The following is a 17,052-nucleotide window of genomic DNA, read 5'->3' on the forward strand; positions in this document are numbered from 1 at the left end:
TCTACAAGGTTTTGGGTTTTATATATGTACTTCATTTACCTGAAATCTGCTGTATCTACAGAGACGTAGCACCGAAAAACTTTGTCTAAAGTCTTATTCCTCAAATGAAGAATAAATCCTCTCAAAGCTAGGTGAGCAAATTCTTTGGCTGCGTTATTCTCGGTAGTGGCAGTAAATGTGCTTTTGTTACCTACGCTGCTATGCTAGTGAAATCGTTACATCAATGCTTGAACACAATATTATTGTCATTGGAACATCAGCAGGTGGAGTTGAGGCGCTGACTTATCTAGTCAAGCATTTGCCGCCCGATCTCAATGCTGCTGTGATTATAGTTCTTCATGTATCTAGTCAAAGCACAAGTGTTCTGCCAAAAATATTAAGTCGCGCTGGCAACTTACCAGTGTCTCACGCTCAGGACGGCGAAGTTACTGTTCCTGGTCGGATTTATGTCGCTCCGCCTAACTACCACTTACTGGTAGAACGAGGATATTTGCGTTTGACGCGGGGAGCAAAAGAAAACCGTTGTCGTCCCGCGATCGATCCATTGTTTCGCAGTGCAGCGCGAACCTATGGGCAACGAGTAATTGCTGTGCTACTAACAGGTATGCTTGACGACGGCACGGCGGGAATAATGGCTGTAAAAATGCGGGGCGGTGTGGCAATTGTCCAAAATCCCGACGATGCTTTGTATGCTAATATGCCACGTAATGCGATCAATAATGTAGACGATATTGACCATATCGCGCCACTTTCAGATATCCCTTCTATTTTGGTAGCTTTAGTTAATATACCAATGGAAATACAACCAGAAAACCCCATACCTAGCCAGATGGAGTTTGAAACTGAAATAGCGCAATTGAATTTAAAAGCAGTAGAAAATGAAAGCGATCGACCTGGTAAACCATCAACCTTTGGCTGTCCTGACTGCGGTGGTATCCTCTGGGAAGTCGAAGAGGGAAATTTGTTGCGTTTTCGGTGCCGCACGGGTCATGCTTATTCAGTAGAAACTTTGCTAGCCACGCAGTCTGATAAGGTGGAGGATGCACTATGGATCGCTTTGAGGGCATTGGAAGAGAAAGCTTCTTTATCACATCGTATGGCTTCAAGGATGGAAGCTCGCAATCAAACTTTGGCGGCAGAAAGATTCAAAGAGGAGGCACAATCTGCCTGGCAGCGCTCCGCCATTATTCGAGAAGTACTTTTGAAGGTCGATCCAAACACAGGTGTTGATTGAAGGTTAAACCGAATCATTAGACCTCTTGCAAAAGTGCTTTTTGCAAGAGGGGGAAAAGGGTAAAGGTTAAAGGGGAAGGGGACAATACAGAACTTTTTCCCCTTCCCCCTTGCCCTTTTCCCGACTTATGCAAGAAGTCTATTTTCAGGAATGTGATGGTTTAGTTTACTGTGTGCAAGTGCCACCACCGCTTGCACTAACTCTTCTGGATCGAGGGGCTTGGTAACGTGCCGTTGATAGCCACTGGTTATAGCTCGCTGGGAATCCTCAATTCGGGCATAAGCAGTTAAAGCGATCGCGGGAATTTCTCCCCCTTTTTGGGCAGTTAAAGCGCGAATCTGTTGAATCAAAGAATAGCCATCGACTTCGGGCATCCCAATATCACTGACTAAGACATCGGGTTGGAAGGACTCTAGGTTTACCAATACTTCTGCCGCAGAGGCAACAGTCAAGACTGTAGCTCCGTATTCAGTAAGCAATACAGTTAATAGCTCACGGGCATCGGCGTCATCATCAACTGTGAGGACTTTAATCCCCGTGAGTTCGAGTGCTGGTTGTGGCAACTTATCTGTCTGCTTGATTTCCGGTTCCACATTCAACAGTGGCAACTGGACTGTAAAGGTGGCTCCGAAGCCAACACCTGCACTATCAGCCGTGATGGTGCCGCCGTGAGCCTCAACCAACTGCCGGACGATCGCTAATCCTAATCCTAATCCCCCATACTTGCGAGTAACCGAGACATCTTCTTGACGGAATGATTCAAAAATATATGGGAGAAACTCAGGATTAATGCCTTTGCCAGTGTCACTGACAATAATCTCTGCCTGATTATCGAGTTGCTGTAGTCGGATTTCTACCCGTCCTCCCTTAGGGGTAAACTTGATCGCGTTAGAAAGTAAATTCCAAACGATCTGTTGCAGGCGGTTGGAATCTCCAGAGACTTGCCCAATATTCGGCAGAACCGGATGCAACAAAATTGATTTAGCAACAGCTGCGGTTCTTACTGTGTCGATCGCAGATTCAATCACAAATGCCAAATTCACGGGAGACGCATCTATGCTGAGTTTGCCGCGCAGAATCTTGGCGACATCGAGCAAGTCATCAATCAGTTGAGTTTGCAGTTTAGCGTTGCGTTCAATGGTGGCTAGAGCTTCAGCTGTTTTGGTTTCACTAAATTTCCGGGTTTGCAGCAGTTTTGTCCAGCCGAGAATTGGGTTGAGGGGCGATCGCAATTCATGGGAGAGAACGGCCAGAAACTCATCTTTGATGCGATTGGCGCGTTCTGCTTCAGTCCGCGCGGCTTGCTCTAATTGGAATAGGCGATCGCGTTCGATTTCAGCTTGTTTGCGATCGTTGATATCTTGCACGTTGCCCAGCATCCGTACTGCATTGCCCGCAGCATCATAGAAAACCTTAGCTCTAGCTGCTAACCAGCGAATCCCATTAGGGTGTAAAATGCGGTAATCAGTTTCATAGTACTCTTGCTGTTGCTGGATGGTACGACTCACTATTTCATTGGCAGAGGTGCGATCGTCTGGGTACACGAGGCTTAACCACAGTTCAAAGCTGACTTCCTCTGTGGTTGGGTCAAGCCCGAACAAATTACAGTACTCTTCAGATACATGAGCGCTGTTGCGGGTAATGTCCCAATCCCATACTCCCGATCGCGTAGCTTTATACGCCAGTTTCAACCGGGCTTCGCTCTCCTGCAATAGGAGTTCTGTCTTTTTACGTTCTGTGATGTCTCGTGAAATCAATAAGATTCGTTCTAGTTGCCCGGAGGTATCTAGAATCGGGCTAACGACCACTTCCCACCATTTGGGAGTACCTTTTGCGGTTGGGCAGTATCCGCGAAAAATTCTGATTTCACCTGTTTTAACGGCAGCGAGTGCCTGCTCTGCCTGTTGCCGATAGCCGTCTTCCCAGAAACAGAGCCATTCAGTATTGAGATAGGAATTTAAGTCGTCCATTTCCATTAAGCATAGTCCACCTGTATTCATGTACAGGAGTCGCCCATCGAGGCTTAATACCTTGATGCAGTCAGAACTACTATCTAAAATACGGTTTTTAAATTCTTCACTCTGGCGCAAAGCAAGCTCTGCCTGTTTGCGATCGCTGATATCAAGATGGATGCCTGCCATTCGCAGGGGATTGCCCTGTTGATCGCGCAAAACCACTTTTCCGTGGTTGGCAATCCATTTCCACTCCCCAGACTTGGTTAACATCTGGTATTCAAATTTGTAAGACACCGAATCATCCTGAAGATGGGCATTCAACCGTTCCATCACCCAAACTTTATCGTTAGGATGAATTAGTCGCTCCCAACTGCTAAAGTCATCCGGTAACTCTCCTTTTTCATATCCCAGCATTTCCAGCCATCTGGAACTTAAATAATCTTCATTAGTAATAATGTTCCAATCCCATAGACCGCCACCAGAACCTTCCAGTGCCATTTGCAGGCGTTCTTCACTGTCTCGCAGGGACTGCTCTACCTGTTTACGTTCGCTGATGTCTTCGGCAATCCCGGCAAACCGATAAATTTCTCCTGTTTCATCTCGCAGGGGAAAGCAGCGATCGTGAACCCAGCGAATACTACCATCGGGTAAAATAATCCGGTATTCTTCATCAAATTGACCGACGACAGCTTTGTCATGAAACGCTCTGTCTGTCGCTTCTCGATCCTCTGGGTGGATACGATCAATCCATGCTTGTTGTCCTTGATACAATTTCTCCGGGTTCAATCCCCACAGTTTTTTATATGCAGGACTGACATAGCTAACTCGATTTTCCGACACCTCTTTGATCCAAAACACCGCATCAATATTTTCTGCGAGTTGGCGAAAACGTTCCTCACTCTCGCGCAGAGCTTCGGCTGACAGTTTGCGTTCGGTGATATCTAGATCGATACCCGCCATCTGCATCGGTTGTCCGTGTTGGTCGTAAAATACCTTGCCGTGGCTGAGTGCCCACCGAATCTTACCATTGGGATATACTACCCGAAATTCAATTTCATAGTCTTCTCTAGTGGCGATCGCCCGATCAACGGCTGCTAGTAGGCGATCGCGATCGTCAGGGTGGACTCGCGCCACAAACATCTCGAAGGAGCCATCAAACTCTCCTGGTTCCAGTCCAAATAAGGCTTCTAGATTATCCGACCAAGTAATTTTTCCCGTTTGGATATTCCAGTTCCATGTTCCCATCCGAGAAGCTGATAGTGCCAATCGTAGCCATTCTTCGCTCTCCCGTAATTCTGCTTCTACTCGTCTGCGATCGGTCAGTTCATTCTGCGCCTGCTGATAGAGTTCCGCTTGGCGAATTGCAATGCCAACTTGAATCGCCAGTTCTTTGAGCAAGTCAATCTCTAAGGGTTGCCACCTTCGAGGAGATGCACAGTTATGAGCAATTATCAACCCCCAAAAGTGTTTATCGTAAATAATCGGCACCACCAGATTAGCTTTTACTTGAAACTGAGCCAACAATTCAGCGTGGCAGGGGTCAATACTGCTATCCTGAATATCAAATATTGCCGTTACGTAACCCTGACGATAGCGTTGGATATAATTCTCGACAAAGGCGGGATCGTAGCTGACATTTTCCGACGGATTCCATGCCAGGTAGTTCTCAGCGAGGCAGGGATCGTACATAGTCTGGGAGAGTAGCGATCGCCATTCTGCCCCAACTGATTCTGCGATTACTGTGCCATCCCCGTCAGGTTTTAACTGAAAAACCAAGACGCGATCGGTGTGCAGAAATCCTCTGACTTCGCCTACAGTTGTCTGGAGAATTTCATCCAGATTCAGCGATTGGTGAATTCTCTGGGTAATATGTGCGACTACGCGCTCTCGTTCAATCCGCTGTTGTAGTTGGGTGCGTAGCCGCACTGTTTCAATTGCGCCATTGACTGCTATTTGCAGCCCTTCTGGGGTGATTTGCTCTTTGACAATATAATCTTGTGCGCCCCCTTTGATCGCCTTAACTGCGATCGCCTCATTGCCCTGCCCGGTGACGACAATTACAGGTAGGCAAGGCTGTTGCATTGAGGGTTGCAATTGTTCTAGAAATTCTAGTCCGTCCAAATCGGGCAGTCGATAATCAAGCAACACAGCATCGGGCTGATGTTGCTGCCAAAGTTCTAGCCCTTGTTGTCCCAGCGACGCTTCTAGGATAGTGTAAGAATATTCGCGATCGCGCAGCAAGTACCGCCGATAGAGTTCTCGATCTTCTGGGGAATCATCGACAATTAAGAGGGTGCGCTGTTGCTGAAACATTGTGAGTTAAGCGGATAGAGTTAAAGCCCACACTCCGCAGGTTATCATAGAGAGATTACTATTTTCAAAATAGCGCTAAAATCCTCACGCACGTAAAGATTTTACCATAACGGGAGCATCTCACCTTTGCAAATATACCACTCCAGAAATTAAATATGCGTTACCCAGAACCCTTGTAGAGACGTAGCAGTGCTAGATCAAAACAATTCTTTTTCTCCCATAGTCAAAGGCGGGCAAGATGCCCACCCCACAAGATTGGATAATTTATTTCTTGGAAGTTCCTAATCTGAAATTGTACATTTCTTGTGGAGTGGGCGTCTCGCCCGCCCAATGTATGCAAGTTAAATGTGGAATAGCTTATATCTAATTGCTAATTATCAGTTTTTGAGAGTTGCTGGGCGATCATCTCCAATAACTGCTTGAGTTTTATCGGCTTGGCTAAATAGTGGTTTGCGCCCGCTTCTAGACACCGTTCTAAATCTCCTGGCATGACCAAAGCTGTCAGGGCAATGATCGGAATCGAGTAGGTTTTGGTATCGGCACGAATTTGACGGGTTGCTTCTAATCCATCCATCTGTGGCATTTGAATATCCATCAAGATCAGATGAGGCTGATGCTGTTTGGCCATTTGTACGGCTTCTAAGCCATTGCGGGCAAGCATAACCTGAAAATTATATGCCTCCAGGTAACTCATGAGTGTAGTGATGTTGGCTTCATTGTCTTCTGCTAACAAAATTTTGGGGGTTTGGGCTGATTCGGCCGCCGCCATGACAATGGCAGCTTGTGGGTTAGGCGATTCAACCTTTGCGAAAATCCGGTTCAATGCTTGATAAAACTTTTGCCGCGAGAGAGGTTTTAAAAGATATTCAGTAGATCCTAATTCTAAGCTGCGCGATCGCTCATCCACTACTGAAATGAGAATAATCGGAATATTCTCAGTCTGGGGATGTGCTTTTAACTCCCTTAACACTTCCCACCCAGAACTATTAGGCAGTAAGATATCCAGCACAATCACATCCGGCTGGACTTGTAGAGCAACTTTCAATACACCTTCTCCAACTGGGTGAATTACACTAGTTGCGCCTAATTCCGCAAAATATCGTTTAATTTGGTTGGCAGCCACACCCGAATCTTCCACCACTAAAGCTTTTTGGATTTCACCTTCGTTCAATGGGACTTCTGGTAATGGTGAGTCATCTTGTTTAAATAAGGGATGCCACGGCAACATGACACTAAAGCAACTTCCTCGTCCCACCTCGCTCTCGACGTGGACGCTGCCACCATGTAAATCGACAATACGCTGGATGATCGATAATCCTAGTCCGGTTCCTGTGTAACGTCGTGATAGGGAACTGTCTAACTGAATAAACGGCTGAAATATCTGGCTCAAATTTTTTGGGGAAATCCCAATTCCGTTATCAATTACCCGAAATTCAACGGCTTGCTGTGGCGAGTTCATCTTGACTTCAAACTTAACGCGACCTCCATCGGGCGTAAATTTCACCGCGTTTGTCAACAAATTGACCAACACCTGAAGCAATCTCCGTTCATCAGCTTCGATCTCGGTGATGGTTTGATCGATTTCGCAGGTTAGTTGAATTTGTTTTTGTCGAGCTTGTTCGTTGACAAAATTGAGACTAGATTCACAAACTGAATGAAGCGAGACTGGACTTAATTCAATCTCCATCTTGCCTGACTCAATTTTAGATAGGTCTAAAATATCGTTAATCAATGCCAGTAAGTGTTCCCCACTCTCTTCGATAGTCTGTAAAAACTGGCTTTGTTTGGTGGTTAAGCTGCCAAATACTTCCTCCAATAGGGCTTCAGATAATCCGAGAATTGAGTTGAGAGGGGTACGCAATTCATGACTCATATTTGCCAGAAATTCGTCTTTGAGTCGGGCGGCTCTGGCTAATTCGGCATTGGCTAAACTAATCCGCTCACTACTATGACGCAGTTGGGCTTCTGCCTCTTTCAGCTTGGTAATATCTCGTCCTACAGATTGAAATTCTGTACATTGTTCTTGCTGATTCAATATCATCCGGTTGATCCACTGAGTCCAGCGAATTTCCCCGTTGATAATCACTCGGTTCTCAATCGTGATAGTGGGATTTTCGGCACTCATAGAGTTTACCAACCGAGTCACCATTTCCCGATCTTCTGCAAAAATCACAGGTTGAAAACTCTTACCAATAATTTCTTCTGGTTTTAGCCCAAAATAACGACAATAAGCACTATTAACAAACTGAATGGTGCTATCTGGTAAATATCGGGCAATCAATTCTGTTTGATCTTCAACAATGGCACGATAACGCGCTTCACTCTGCTGCTCTAGTTGGGCATAAGCATTAGCTTGTTGGAGGGCAATACCCAGGTGAACTGCAAGTTGTTGGAGTAATTCAATTTCCATCAACTGCCACGATCGCGGGGCGGTACAATGATGGGCAATCAAAAGTCCCCACAATTGGTCATCTCGCAGAATGGGGACAACCAAATTTGCCCTTACCTGAAACTTTGCGAGAAATTCCACATGACAGGGAGCAAGACTACCGTCATAAATATCAGATTTTGCCATCACCCGCCCTTGCTGATAGCGTTCTATACAACTTTCGGCAAAGCAAGGGTCATAGATTTTAGCAGACATAACTGCTTGCCATTCTCCGATAACAGATTCGGCAACAACGATGCCATTTACCTCGGAATTTAACTGAAAAACGATGACGCGATCGGTCTGGAGAAACTGGCGCACTTCTGTTACAGTAGTTTGGAGAATTTCATCTAGTTCCAGTGATTGGTGGATTTGCTGGCTGATTTGTCTAGTCAATCGTTCTCGTTCAATTTGCTGTTGCAGTTGGGTACGAATCTGGACGCTGGCGATCGCTCGATTCATTGCCAGGTGTAACCCTTGTGAGGTAATTTGCCCTTTAACTAGATAATCTTGTGCGCCGGCTTTCATCGCCTGAACTGCGATCGCTTCATTGCCCTGTCCCGTTACCATAATCACCGGGAAACATGGCTGTTGCAGGCAGGATTGTAATTGAGTCAGAAATTCTAGTCCGTCCAGATCGGGCAGTCGATAATCAAGTAAAACCACATCTGGCTGATGTTGCTGCCAAAGTTCCAGACCTTGTTTACCCAGTGTCGCCTCTAAAATGGTATGGGAATATTCCTGGTCACGCAGTAAATACCGCCGATAAAGTTCTCGATCTTCTGGGGAATCATCGACAATTAAGACAGTGCGCGATCTCGGACTCATGACTAATCCTTGGGATAATCAGGCAGCGTCGTCACTTCAAACCAATATTCCACAAGCATCTGAATATCTCGTTTCAGTTGAGCAAAATTGATTGGCTTAACAATGTAGCTGTTAACACCATATTGATAGCATACTTCAATATCTTTAGGATTGTTAGAGGTAGTAAACACTACCACCGGAATCATCTTCAAGTTGTCATCCTGTTTAATCCGGCGTAACACTTCTCGTCCATCAGTTCCGGGCAGATTCAAGTCAAGCACAATCAAGCCAGGACGGGGCGCACTCTGGCGCTCCACATAACTGCCAGTGCGATAAAGAAACGCCAAGGCTTGTTCCCCATTTACACACCTCTGAATAGCGATCGCAATGGTAGAACGCCCTAGAAATCGTTGCAGTGCCTCAAAGTCTTCGTTGCTATCCTCGACAATTAAAAGTAGTGGGGTTTCCTGCATCGGGAAGGCTGAAATCCGAGTCATATATTTACCTCCGCTGACAGGGTGAAGTAAAATGTACTACCTTCAGTTGGTGTAGATTCCACCCAGATTCTACCACCGTGACGTTCCACAATTTTGCGGGCAATAGTTAACCCTACCCCAGTCCCGCCGCCAAAGTCATCCCGTCCATGTAAGCGGCGGAAGATTTGAAAGATTTTGTCGAGATGCTCTTGAGAGATGCCAATGCCGTTATCACGAACGTAGAAAGTTAGAGAAGTAGAAGCAAGTTTTCTTTCTCCATTGCCTTCAATAAAACCAATTTCGACCCACTTCTGGGGTTTATCATTGTATTTAATGGCGTTGCTAATCAGGTTGCTGAAGAGTTCATTAATCTGAGCGCGATCGCCTTGAACGCTCTTTAGGGGTTGAGGAATGCGAAACTCAACTTCGCTCTGCGGTCGAGAAATGGTCAAGGTGGTGATTACCTGGGGCACTAACTCATTCAGATTCACTGATTGCCGGCTCAGTTCGGCGCGTCCCAACCGGGAGAAATGGAGAAGGGAATTGATCAGGTCTTCCATTCGCTGCGTCAGCCGTACCAAGGTTTGCAGTTTGGCCATTCCATCGCTATCTAGTACGTCTGCATAGTCTTCCATTAAGAAGTTAGCGTAGTTGTGAATGCCCCGCAGCGGTTCTTTCAGGTCATGGGAAGCAACATAAGCAAAAGAATCAAGTTCTTCGTTACTCCGTTGTAATTCAAAATTCATCGATGCGAGTTTGTCTGCTTGCCGTAACACAACGCCCACAATCAGGCTTCGCAGTTCAGTAACCACCTCAATTTCACAGGGTTTCCAGGGTAGGGCAGCTCCTTGTACCGTTTCTTGCCATAATTCAAAGGATTTGCGAGGAGACATTCTTAAACTGCCATCTGAAAAAACTTCCACAGGCTTGTTGGGGTTGCCGCCCCAATTCACCGTTTGAATTACCTCTGGACGAAACCAGAGAATGTAATTGTGGTGAACTTTGGAAATTTCCAAGGCTAACACGCCACTAGCGATCGCTTTAAATGACTCGGCAGCAGGGTAATTTTTCGTAAGCGATCGCGTCTCAAACAAATTATTATGATGCAGTTGAGGTGTAATCCAATCAAGTAAGGCGTGAACCTCCTTCTCTGATGGCGTTTTACCCACTCTAATACACTGGTTGCCACTACATATCGCTGCTCCCGTGGCGCTGGTCAGATCGAGTAATTGAGATTTCAGTTGCACCATGCCATCTAGGAAATACTCAGCCTGAGACAACCCTTCCACAAATTGAGTTTGCAATGACTTCAATTGCCTTTTGTAATCAATGTCTTCACTGGCTTCTTTGTTTGCTAGTTCCACAGACATCACCTGTCCAATGAACTCGCATATAGTGCGGATATTATAAGAAATATATTTGGGTGACGAATGATGACAGGCAATCAATCCCCAAAGCTTTTGATCGTGCATCAAAGAAATAGACATAGAGGCGGTCACGCCCATATTTTGCAGGTACTCTAAATGAATCGGAGAAACACTCCGCAACACCGAGAGACTGAGATCCAACGGTTGATTTGTTAAAGGATTGTTCGCTGGAATTAAGGTTACAGGCTGGTAGCTAGCATCTGGAATCAGCCGCAGCCAGTTGAGAGTATATAGCTGTCGGGCTTGTTTGGGAATGTCAGAGGGTGGATAGTGTAAATCCAGATAGGGCGTTTGCTGATTGGTGTCTTCAGCTATGACTCTGCCTGCCCCTTCGCGATCGAATCGATAGACCATGACGCGATCAAAACCAGTAATTCGCCGGACTTCTGTAACCACGATCTGGCACATTTCCAGCAGTGTGGGTGCTTTCTGAATCCGGGTAATTGTTCCTCTTACCTGTTGATAGAAGTCAAAAAAGCCTGTTTTTTCCTTTGCTTTTTTCGGCTCCAATTCCAGAATAATGATATTATCTAAACGATGTAAAATGCCATCAAAATCAATTGATTTATTAAGATATTTAATAGACAAATCGAGGGGATTAACGCTCTCAAAATCCTCTGTCAAACATTGTTGAATTAGCTTAATCTGCTTGACATCGAGTAAATCTGACAGCGACTTGCCCAGCAAATCATCAGGTTTACGGCCAACAACTTCCTGGCTGTTACTGCTCACCTGAAGGATTTCCAGCGTGGGATCTTGCAAAACCAGTAAAACCCCGTGAGGTTGGATCAAACTGGGAATGTGGATTGGTTCGCGATCGCAGTTTGTCAAATCAATGATTTCATCGGTCATTCTCTGTTTATCCAACTCCTCATTAGAACTCTGGCTTAAATAATTCGTAATTCGTAATTCGTAATTAAATTTTTTTACGGGGATTTAGACGCGATAAATCGCCGTCTCTACAAGTGTTTTCTTGCTCATTCTGAACTGTATTGGTTTATATCTGAGATTTTGAGTCCTGCATTTTGTACCTTACCTAAAAGCAAACTCCTGTATTCACACTACTAGCCTAGACTCAAACTAGAGTCTCCAACTTTTACTCTTGACTTAATGTTTCAATCAACAAATCTACCTGCTGTTGTCGCTGCTGCAAAAAACCTTCGCACTGACGCAAATACTCCACAGCATCTGCAAATTGGTCAAACACAGCTTCCAATTCCAATTCACCCGCCTCAATGCGAGTAATAATTCCCTCTATTTCAGCAACCTTCGCCTCATAATTCCAACCTTCCTCAGAACTAGAAGCACCCTTACGTTTAACCATTCAACTCTCTGCGTCCTCTGCGCCTCTGCGGTTCGTTCACTTCCATAACCTTCACTTTAACGCTACCTTGCCCCAACTGAATCATTAACTCTTCCCCCACAGCCAACTCTGCTGCCGAACGAGCGATCGCGGAATCTTCCCTTCTCACCACCGCATAACCACGCTGCAACACCGCTTTCGGGTCAAGACTAGCCAACTTCTGCCGCAATAATTCTAAATGCTGCGTTGCTTGCTGCGATCGCCCCGTCGTAATTTGCACCAAATGCTGACGCTTCCAAGCAAGCTTTTCCACCTCCTGCTGCACTTGCCGATCTAGCCGCAAACGTCGCAACCGATTCCGCAATACTTGCAGTTTATTCTCAGCATTTTCTCTAAAGTCATGCACCGCCTCATGTAAAGCGACAACTCGCTGACGATGTTCAGTATACAACTCTGAAAGTGCTGGTACAACCATTTCTGCCGCCGCAGTCGGTGTATGCACACATACATCTGCGACTAAATCTGCTAAAGATTCATCTCGTTGATGGCCGATCCCAGTAATTACAGGAATGGAACAACTAGCCAGCGATCGCACCACTCGTTCATCATTAAAGCAAGCTAATTCTTCCACCGCGCCACCACCCCGCGATAAAATTAGCACTTCGGCGCGACCATCTCTTTCCACCCGCTCAATTGCTTTGACGATAGATTCCGGCGCTTGCTCACCTTGTACGGTCGCCGGAGAAAATAAAACGTGTAAACCTGGATACCTTTGCTTGAGAGTTTTTTGAATATCACCCCAAGCAGCAGCCGTTGGGGAAGTGACAACAGCGATCGTTTGAGGGTGAGTTGGGAGCGATCGCTTTCTTTGCGCGTCAAATAACCCCTCAGCCAGCAAGCGATTTTTGAGTTGTTGATAGCGCAACGCCTGTAAACCCACACCAGCAGGTAAAGTCTGCCAAACCGATAACTGATACTCTCCCCGTTGCGGATAGACGCGAATGCTGCCCAAAATGATTATCTGTTCGCCAGGAACAGGCATTTGGGCGAGTTTTGGCAATTGGCTATTCCATACTACACACTTAATTCCGGCGGTGCGATCGGGATCTTGCAGCGTGAAAAATAAACCACTGCGATGGTGGTTAGCACTGGAAACTTCGCCAGTTACCCAAACTTGCCGTAATTGTTCATCTTGCTCTAACAGCAAGCGGATATAGTCAGTTAATCCAGATACCGAAAGCGCCGTATCGAGAATCAGAGAGTCGGGAAGGTCGAGAGTCATCAAATATGTGTGATAGCAAAAGCCTAATCAAATCTTAGCAAATAACGTTAATTGATAGCTATTGTGTTGAATAATCAAACTGAAAATATCCAAAAAATCTATTAGACTTAAATTAATCACTAAACAGAGTTTAAAACCATAATGGAAAAAATAGAACTTGAACTAGACAGACTCACCTTTGAACGAGCAAAAACTCTGGCAATAGTCAATCAATCAACTTTATCAGAATTGATTAGTCACGTAATTGAACGTTTAGCAGAAGTTCAGGAGAAAAACGATCCTTTAATGGGATTATATGCTGATGTTCCAGAAATTGTTGATGAAATTGTTGCTGAGGCGATGGAAAAAAGAGGATATACTGGAACAGATGAATGAAGTAGAAAAGTCTCTACTTGATACGGATATTCTTTCAGAAATTATTAAACGAGTAAATCCTCGTATTATTGTCAAAGCCAATAGTTAATTAAATCAGTTTGATAAATATACCATTTCTGCAATTACAGTCATGGAAATTGTAGAAGGCTGGCAAAAACGTAAGCAAGAAAAACGTCTTCAGCAATTTTTAACTATACTGGCTTCACAGGAAATATTATCCTTTGACTTGACAGAAGCAGTATTAGCAGGGAAAATCTACGCTGATTTAGAGACAACCGGAAAAAGAATTGGTTATCCCGATTGTATGATTGCTACAATTGCCATCAGTCATAATATAACTTTAGTTACGGGTAATTTATCTCATTATCAAAGGATTCAGGATTTCAATTATTCACTAAAACTAGATAACTGGCGTTTATAGTAACAATGGTAATGCATGAAGTGCCATCAAGTTTTGCCATTAGCTGAATGCTCTAATGCAGATGTATTTTATCATTTAATTTTTATATCATGTATTACAGTATGGATGAGTTATCTGTCCGTTATCTACACTGTATTGGTACAATTATACGTCAAGCTTATGGGCAGCAAGTACGACTGAGCATCATCGCCTCTCAAAGCTGAAAGTCACCTCAAGCATTGAAAATCCCTTTACTACTACCCTAAAAGCCTTTTACATCAATCCCGACCCAATGAAATCGCTATAGATGATATGCTGATTGGCATGGCGATCGCTCGTAATTTAGCAACCTCCGCAAATGCTTACGAGTCCGGTTGTACTGACAGTGTTGTTTAGATAATTTATTTTTTTGTTGAAAAACCTTGCTTACCCAGCCAAAAAAAGCTATCTCTGAATGCAAGTTGGTATCATTGTGCAAGACTACCCTAATCTGGTAGCGATCGAGTTACGATCTTGTTACACCCCTTTTTTGATTTGAGAAGTCCTATTCCAGAATTTTCTGGTTAAAATAGTATATCTGTTCTACTCAATTTCCCAGAGCAACACTCCTTAAAACCATATATTTAGAGGCATTAGAGGCAAGAATGGCTATCAACACCGATACTTCAGGCAAGCAAAAAGCGCTGACTATGGTGCTCAACCAGATTGAGCGCAGCTTTGGTAAAGGAGCAATCATGCGCCTGGGCGATGCTACCCGGATGCGGGTGGAGACCATTTCCAGTGGAGCGCTCACCCTAGATTTAGCATTGGGTGGTGGTTTACCCAAGGGGCGGGTAATTGAAATTTATGGGCCGGAAAGTTCCGGTAAGACTACAGTAGCGCTACATGCGCTCGCCGAAGTGCAAAGAAATGGCGGTGTTGCTGCCTTTGTTGATGCAGAACACGCCCTTGACCCCACCTATGCTGCGGCATTGGGTGTAGATATTGACAATTTGCTGATTTCCCAACCTGACACTGGCGAATCAGCGTTAGAAATTGTCGATCAGCTTGTTCGCTCTGCTGCGGTTGATATTGTTGTCATTGACTCAGTAGCAGCACTAGTTCCCCGTGCTGAAATTGAAGGCGATATGGGTGATGCCCACGTTGGTCTGCAAGCGCGGTTAATGAGCCAAGCTCTACGTAAAATTACGGGCAATATTGGTAAATCTGGTTGTACAGTCATTTTCATCAACCAGTTGCGGCAAAAAATTGGTGTTACCTACGGTAGCCCAGAAACTACTACTGGTGGTAACGCATTGAAATTTTACGCTTCGGTGCGCTTGGATATTCGCCGAATTCAAACCTTGAAAAAAGGTACAGATGAATATGGTAATCGCGTTAAAGTCAAAGTCGCCAAAAATAAAGTAGCGCCGCCTTTTAGAATAGCCGAATTTGACATTATTTTTGGTAAAGGTATTTCTACCTTGGGTTGTGTTGTTGACTTAGCAGAAGAAACTGGCATTATTGTCCGCAAAGGAGCTTGGTATAGTTACAACGGCGATAATATCTCCCAAGGACGAGACAACGCCATTAAGTATCTAGAAGAAAAGCCCGAATTCGCTGAAGAAATTAAGAAACTTGTGCGTGAAAAACTAGATAAAGGCGCTGTTGTTTCTGCTAACTCTGTAGCTAAAGCCAGTGAAGAAGATGAAGAAGAAGATGTCGATTTAGAACCAGAAGAATAAGAAATGTTGATTTATCAATCTTCAACTTTTAATGTGTAGTGGGCTGCAAAGAAAGCTAACCCACCTTTTGGAATGTATTGATGAGTTATAGCAAGCCTAACAAAATGATTGCCGCTATATAACGAGCAATCATTTTATTTTTATGGCGTTTTTCGTTGGAATCAGTTAAAAGTAGGGGCACACCAATTAACAATGTTGTGCCCCTAATAATTACAGCAGATTTCAAGTTTATGAAGTACACAATATAGATATCAAAGTTAGGTAGAAGCCCTGTTTTCCTTCTGATTTCTGACTTCTGAATTCTGCTGTATATATATTTCACGCAATTGAAAATTGCTATAACTCCTAATTTTTTAGCTGGGATTGTATGGTACTTGTCTACTAAAAAAGCGATCTAAAATTTCTGATTTTTGTTCTGAACTAAAGTTGTCATACCAATGTTCAAGCTTTTCAATTAGTCCAGAATTTCTGAAAATTTCTAAATTATCATCTGGTTTTTCAGTTAAAGATTTTGGTCTGTCACGGAGATAAGTAAGTATTTCTGCTTGATTATCACTCTTTCGATGCATAAGTTGCATCAATAACTCCATTGCTACAGTTGGCAAAACGCGGTACGAATAATTCACGAAAAAATGAAAAGACATATTACCTAGACGGATGCGATCGCCATCTTGGAGCTTGATCGGCTCAAAAGCACGAGCGCCATTCACAAACGAGCCATTGGTACTGTTGAAGTCAATTAAGTAGAAGCCTTGCTCGTCAATATGTTGAATAGCAGCGTGGCGACGAGACATATAGCTATCAGCAATGCAAATACCACTATTGCGATTACGACCTATTGTCCATATCTGCTGTGGCTGTTCTAAACTTTGACTCTGATTGTCGCACAAGTTTGTCATCAAATAAACAGTAGCCTTATCGACTACACCATGTACGTAACATACCTTCATCTTTCTCAACGAAGGTTGAGATAGGTTTTCTAGCTGAAGAATTTCATCTAGAAGGCCACTGTGATGTTCATATAACTTGAGGAATACTTGATATAAAGTTAATCGCCGTTCTATTTCTGTTTGTGCAAAGTCAGCTATCATACGTAAACCTTGTATTTATTACCTGATTCTGGTTGTAAATATTCTGCTTCAGCCGACAATCAGGGATAATTTATTAACGTTTCACTGTCCACTGCAATCTAAAAACTTGAGTTGCTTAAGAACGTTAGATCTTACAGCTTTTAAGTGCGAACTCCCCTGTTGTTTATAGCAATAAAAAGCATGAAAATATCTATGAAAAATTATTATTATGCTTTATTGTTTATTGTAAATAATCAT

At 44.1% G+C, this 17,052-nt stretch carries 11 protein-coding genes; 4 read left to right on the plus strand and 7 right to left on the minus strand.

Features of this window, described 5'->3' with window-relative positions; genetic code table 11:
* Nucleotides 1-223: 223 nt before the first annotated feature.
* On the plus strand, nt 224-1,234 hold the full coding sequence (locus VB740_RS23680; RefSeq protein ID WP_323202326.1) for a chemotaxis protein CheB: 1,011 nt from the start codon (nt 224-226) through the stop codon (nt 1,232-1,234).
* Between the two features lie 125 nt (nt 1,235-1,359).
* Here the strand turns inward: VB740_RS23680 and VB740_RS23685 are convergent, their stop codons facing one another.
* The 6 genes from VB740_RS23685 to xseA form a co-directional block, all read right to left on the minus strand.
* Nucleotides 1,360-5,502, minus strand: a complete 4,143-nt coding sequence (locus VB740_RS23685; RefSeq protein WP_323202327.1) for a PAS domain-containing protein — start codon at nt 5,500-5,502, stop codon at nt 1,360-1,362.
* Nucleotides 5,503-5,872: 370 nt separating this feature from the next.
* A complete protein-coding gene (locus VB740_RS23690; RefSeq protein WP_323202328.1) occupies nt 5,873-8,758 on the minus strand; it encodes a response regulator in 2,886 nt (961 codons plus the stop codon).
* A gap of 2 nt (nt 8,759-8,760) precedes the next feature.
* A complete protein-coding gene (locus VB740_RS23695) occupies nt 8,761-9,234 on the minus strand; it encodes a response regulator (protein WP_323202329.1) in 474 nt (157 codons plus the stop codon).
* Nucleotides 9,231-11,492: an ATP-binding protein gene (locus VB740_RS23700; protein WP_323202330.1), complete on the minus strand. Its 2,262-nt coding sequence runs from the start codon at nt 11,490-11,492 to the stop codon at nt 9,231-9,233. The genes VB740_RS23695 and VB740_RS23700 overlap by 4 nt, the downstream gene beginning before the upstream one ends.
* A 244-nt stretch (nt 11,493-11,736) precedes the next feature.
* The gene (xseB, locus tag VB740_RS23705) at nt 11,737-11,964 is read right to left on the minus strand and encodes an exodeoxyribonuclease VII small subunit (RefSeq protein ID WP_323202331.1); all 228 of its coding nucleotides are present in this window, start codon (nt 11,962-11,964) and stop codon (nt 11,737-11,739) included.
* Nucleotides 11,957-13,225 (minus strand): exodeoxyribonuclease VII large subunit, encoded by a 1,269-nt coding sequence (gene xseA / locus VB740_RS23710; RefSeq protein ID WP_323202332.1) that lies wholly within the window; start codon nt 13,223-13,225, stop codon nt 11,957-11,959. Before xseA ends, xseB begins: the two co-directional genes overlap by 8 nt.
* Nucleotides 13,226-13,366: 141 nt before the next feature.
* Between xseA and VB740_RS23715 the strand changes: the two genes are divergently transcribed.
* The 3 genes from VB740_RS23715 (at nt 13,367) to recA (ending at nt 15,724) form a co-directional block, all read left to right on the plus strand.
* The gene (locus tag VB740_RS23715) at nt 13,367-13,600 is read left to right on the plus strand and encodes a hypothetical protein (protein ID WP_229469801.1); all 234 of its coding nucleotides are present in this window, start codon (nt 13,367-13,369) and stop codon (nt 13,598-13,600) included.
* Nucleotides 13,601-13,712: 112 nt separating this feature from the next.
* Nucleotides 13,713-14,021, plus strand: a complete 309-nt coding sequence (locus tag VB740_RS23720; RefSeq protein ID WP_323202352.1) for a PIN domain-containing protein — start codon at nt 13,713-13,715, stop codon at nt 14,019-14,021.
* Between the two features lie 623 nt (nt 14,022-14,644).
* Nucleotides 14,645-15,724: a recombinase RecA gene (recA, locus tag VB740_RS23725; RefSeq protein ID WP_323202333.1), complete on the plus strand. Its 1,080-nt coding sequence runs from the start codon at nt 14,645-14,647 to the stop codon at nt 15,722-15,724.
* Between the two features lie 353 nt (nt 15,725-16,077).
* On the opposite strand, the gene VB740_RS23730 is transcribed toward recA, so the two are convergent.
* The gene (locus VB740_RS23730) at nt 16,078-16,815 is read right to left on the minus strand and encodes an FHA domain-containing protein (RefSeq protein WP_323202334.1); all 738 of its coding nucleotides are present in this window, start codon (nt 16,813-16,815) and stop codon (nt 16,078-16,080) included.
* Nucleotides 16,816-17,052 lie beyond the last annotated feature (237 nt).

This window comes from Nostoc sp. UHCC 0251, assembly GCF_034932245.1.
Taxonomy (GTDB): domain Bacteria; phylum Cyanobacteriota; class Cyanobacteriia; order Cyanobacteriales; family Nostocaceae; genus Nostoc.

Bases quoted from the DNA above. Each gene is read 5' to 3' on its own strand.
- VB740_RS23695 (WP_323202329.1), bottom strand. From the start codon at position 9,234: ATGACTCGGATTTCAGCCTTCCCGATGCAGGAAACCCCACTACTTTTA.
- VB740_RS23715 (WP_229469801.1), top strand. From the start codon at position 13,367: ATGGAAAAAATAGAACTTGAACTAGACAGACTCACCTTTGAACGAGCA.
- recA (WP_323202333.1), top strand. From the start codon at position 14,645: ATGGCTATCAACACCGATACTTCAGGCAAGCAAAAAGCGCTGACTATG.
- VB740_RS23730 (WP_323202334.1), bottom strand. From the start codon at position 16,815: ATGATAGCTGACTTTGCACAAACAGAAATAGAACGGCGATTAACTTTA.
- VB740_RS23680 (WP_323202326.1), top strand. From the start codon at position 224: ATGCTTGAACACAATATTATTGTCATTGGAACATCAGCAGGTGGAGTT.
- xseB (WP_323202331.1), bottom strand. From the start codon at position 11,964: ATGGTTAAACGTAAGGGTGCTTCTAGTTCTGAGGAAGGTTGGAATTAT.
- VB740_RS23700 (WP_323202330.1), bottom strand. From the start codon at position 11,492: ATGACCGATGAAATCATTGATTTGACAAACTGCGATCGCGAACCAATC.
- VB740_RS23685 (WP_323202327.1), bottom strand. From the start codon at position 5,502: ATGTTTCAGCAACAGCGCACCCTCTTAATTGTCGATGATTCCCCAGAA.
- VB740_RS23690 (WP_323202328.1), bottom strand. From the start codon at position 8,758: ATGAGTCCGAGATCGCGCACTGTCTTAATTGTCGATGATTCCCCAGAA.
- xseA (WP_323202332.1), bottom strand. From the start codon at position 13,225: ATGACTCTCGACCTTCCCGACTCTCTGATTCTCGATACGGCGCTTTCG.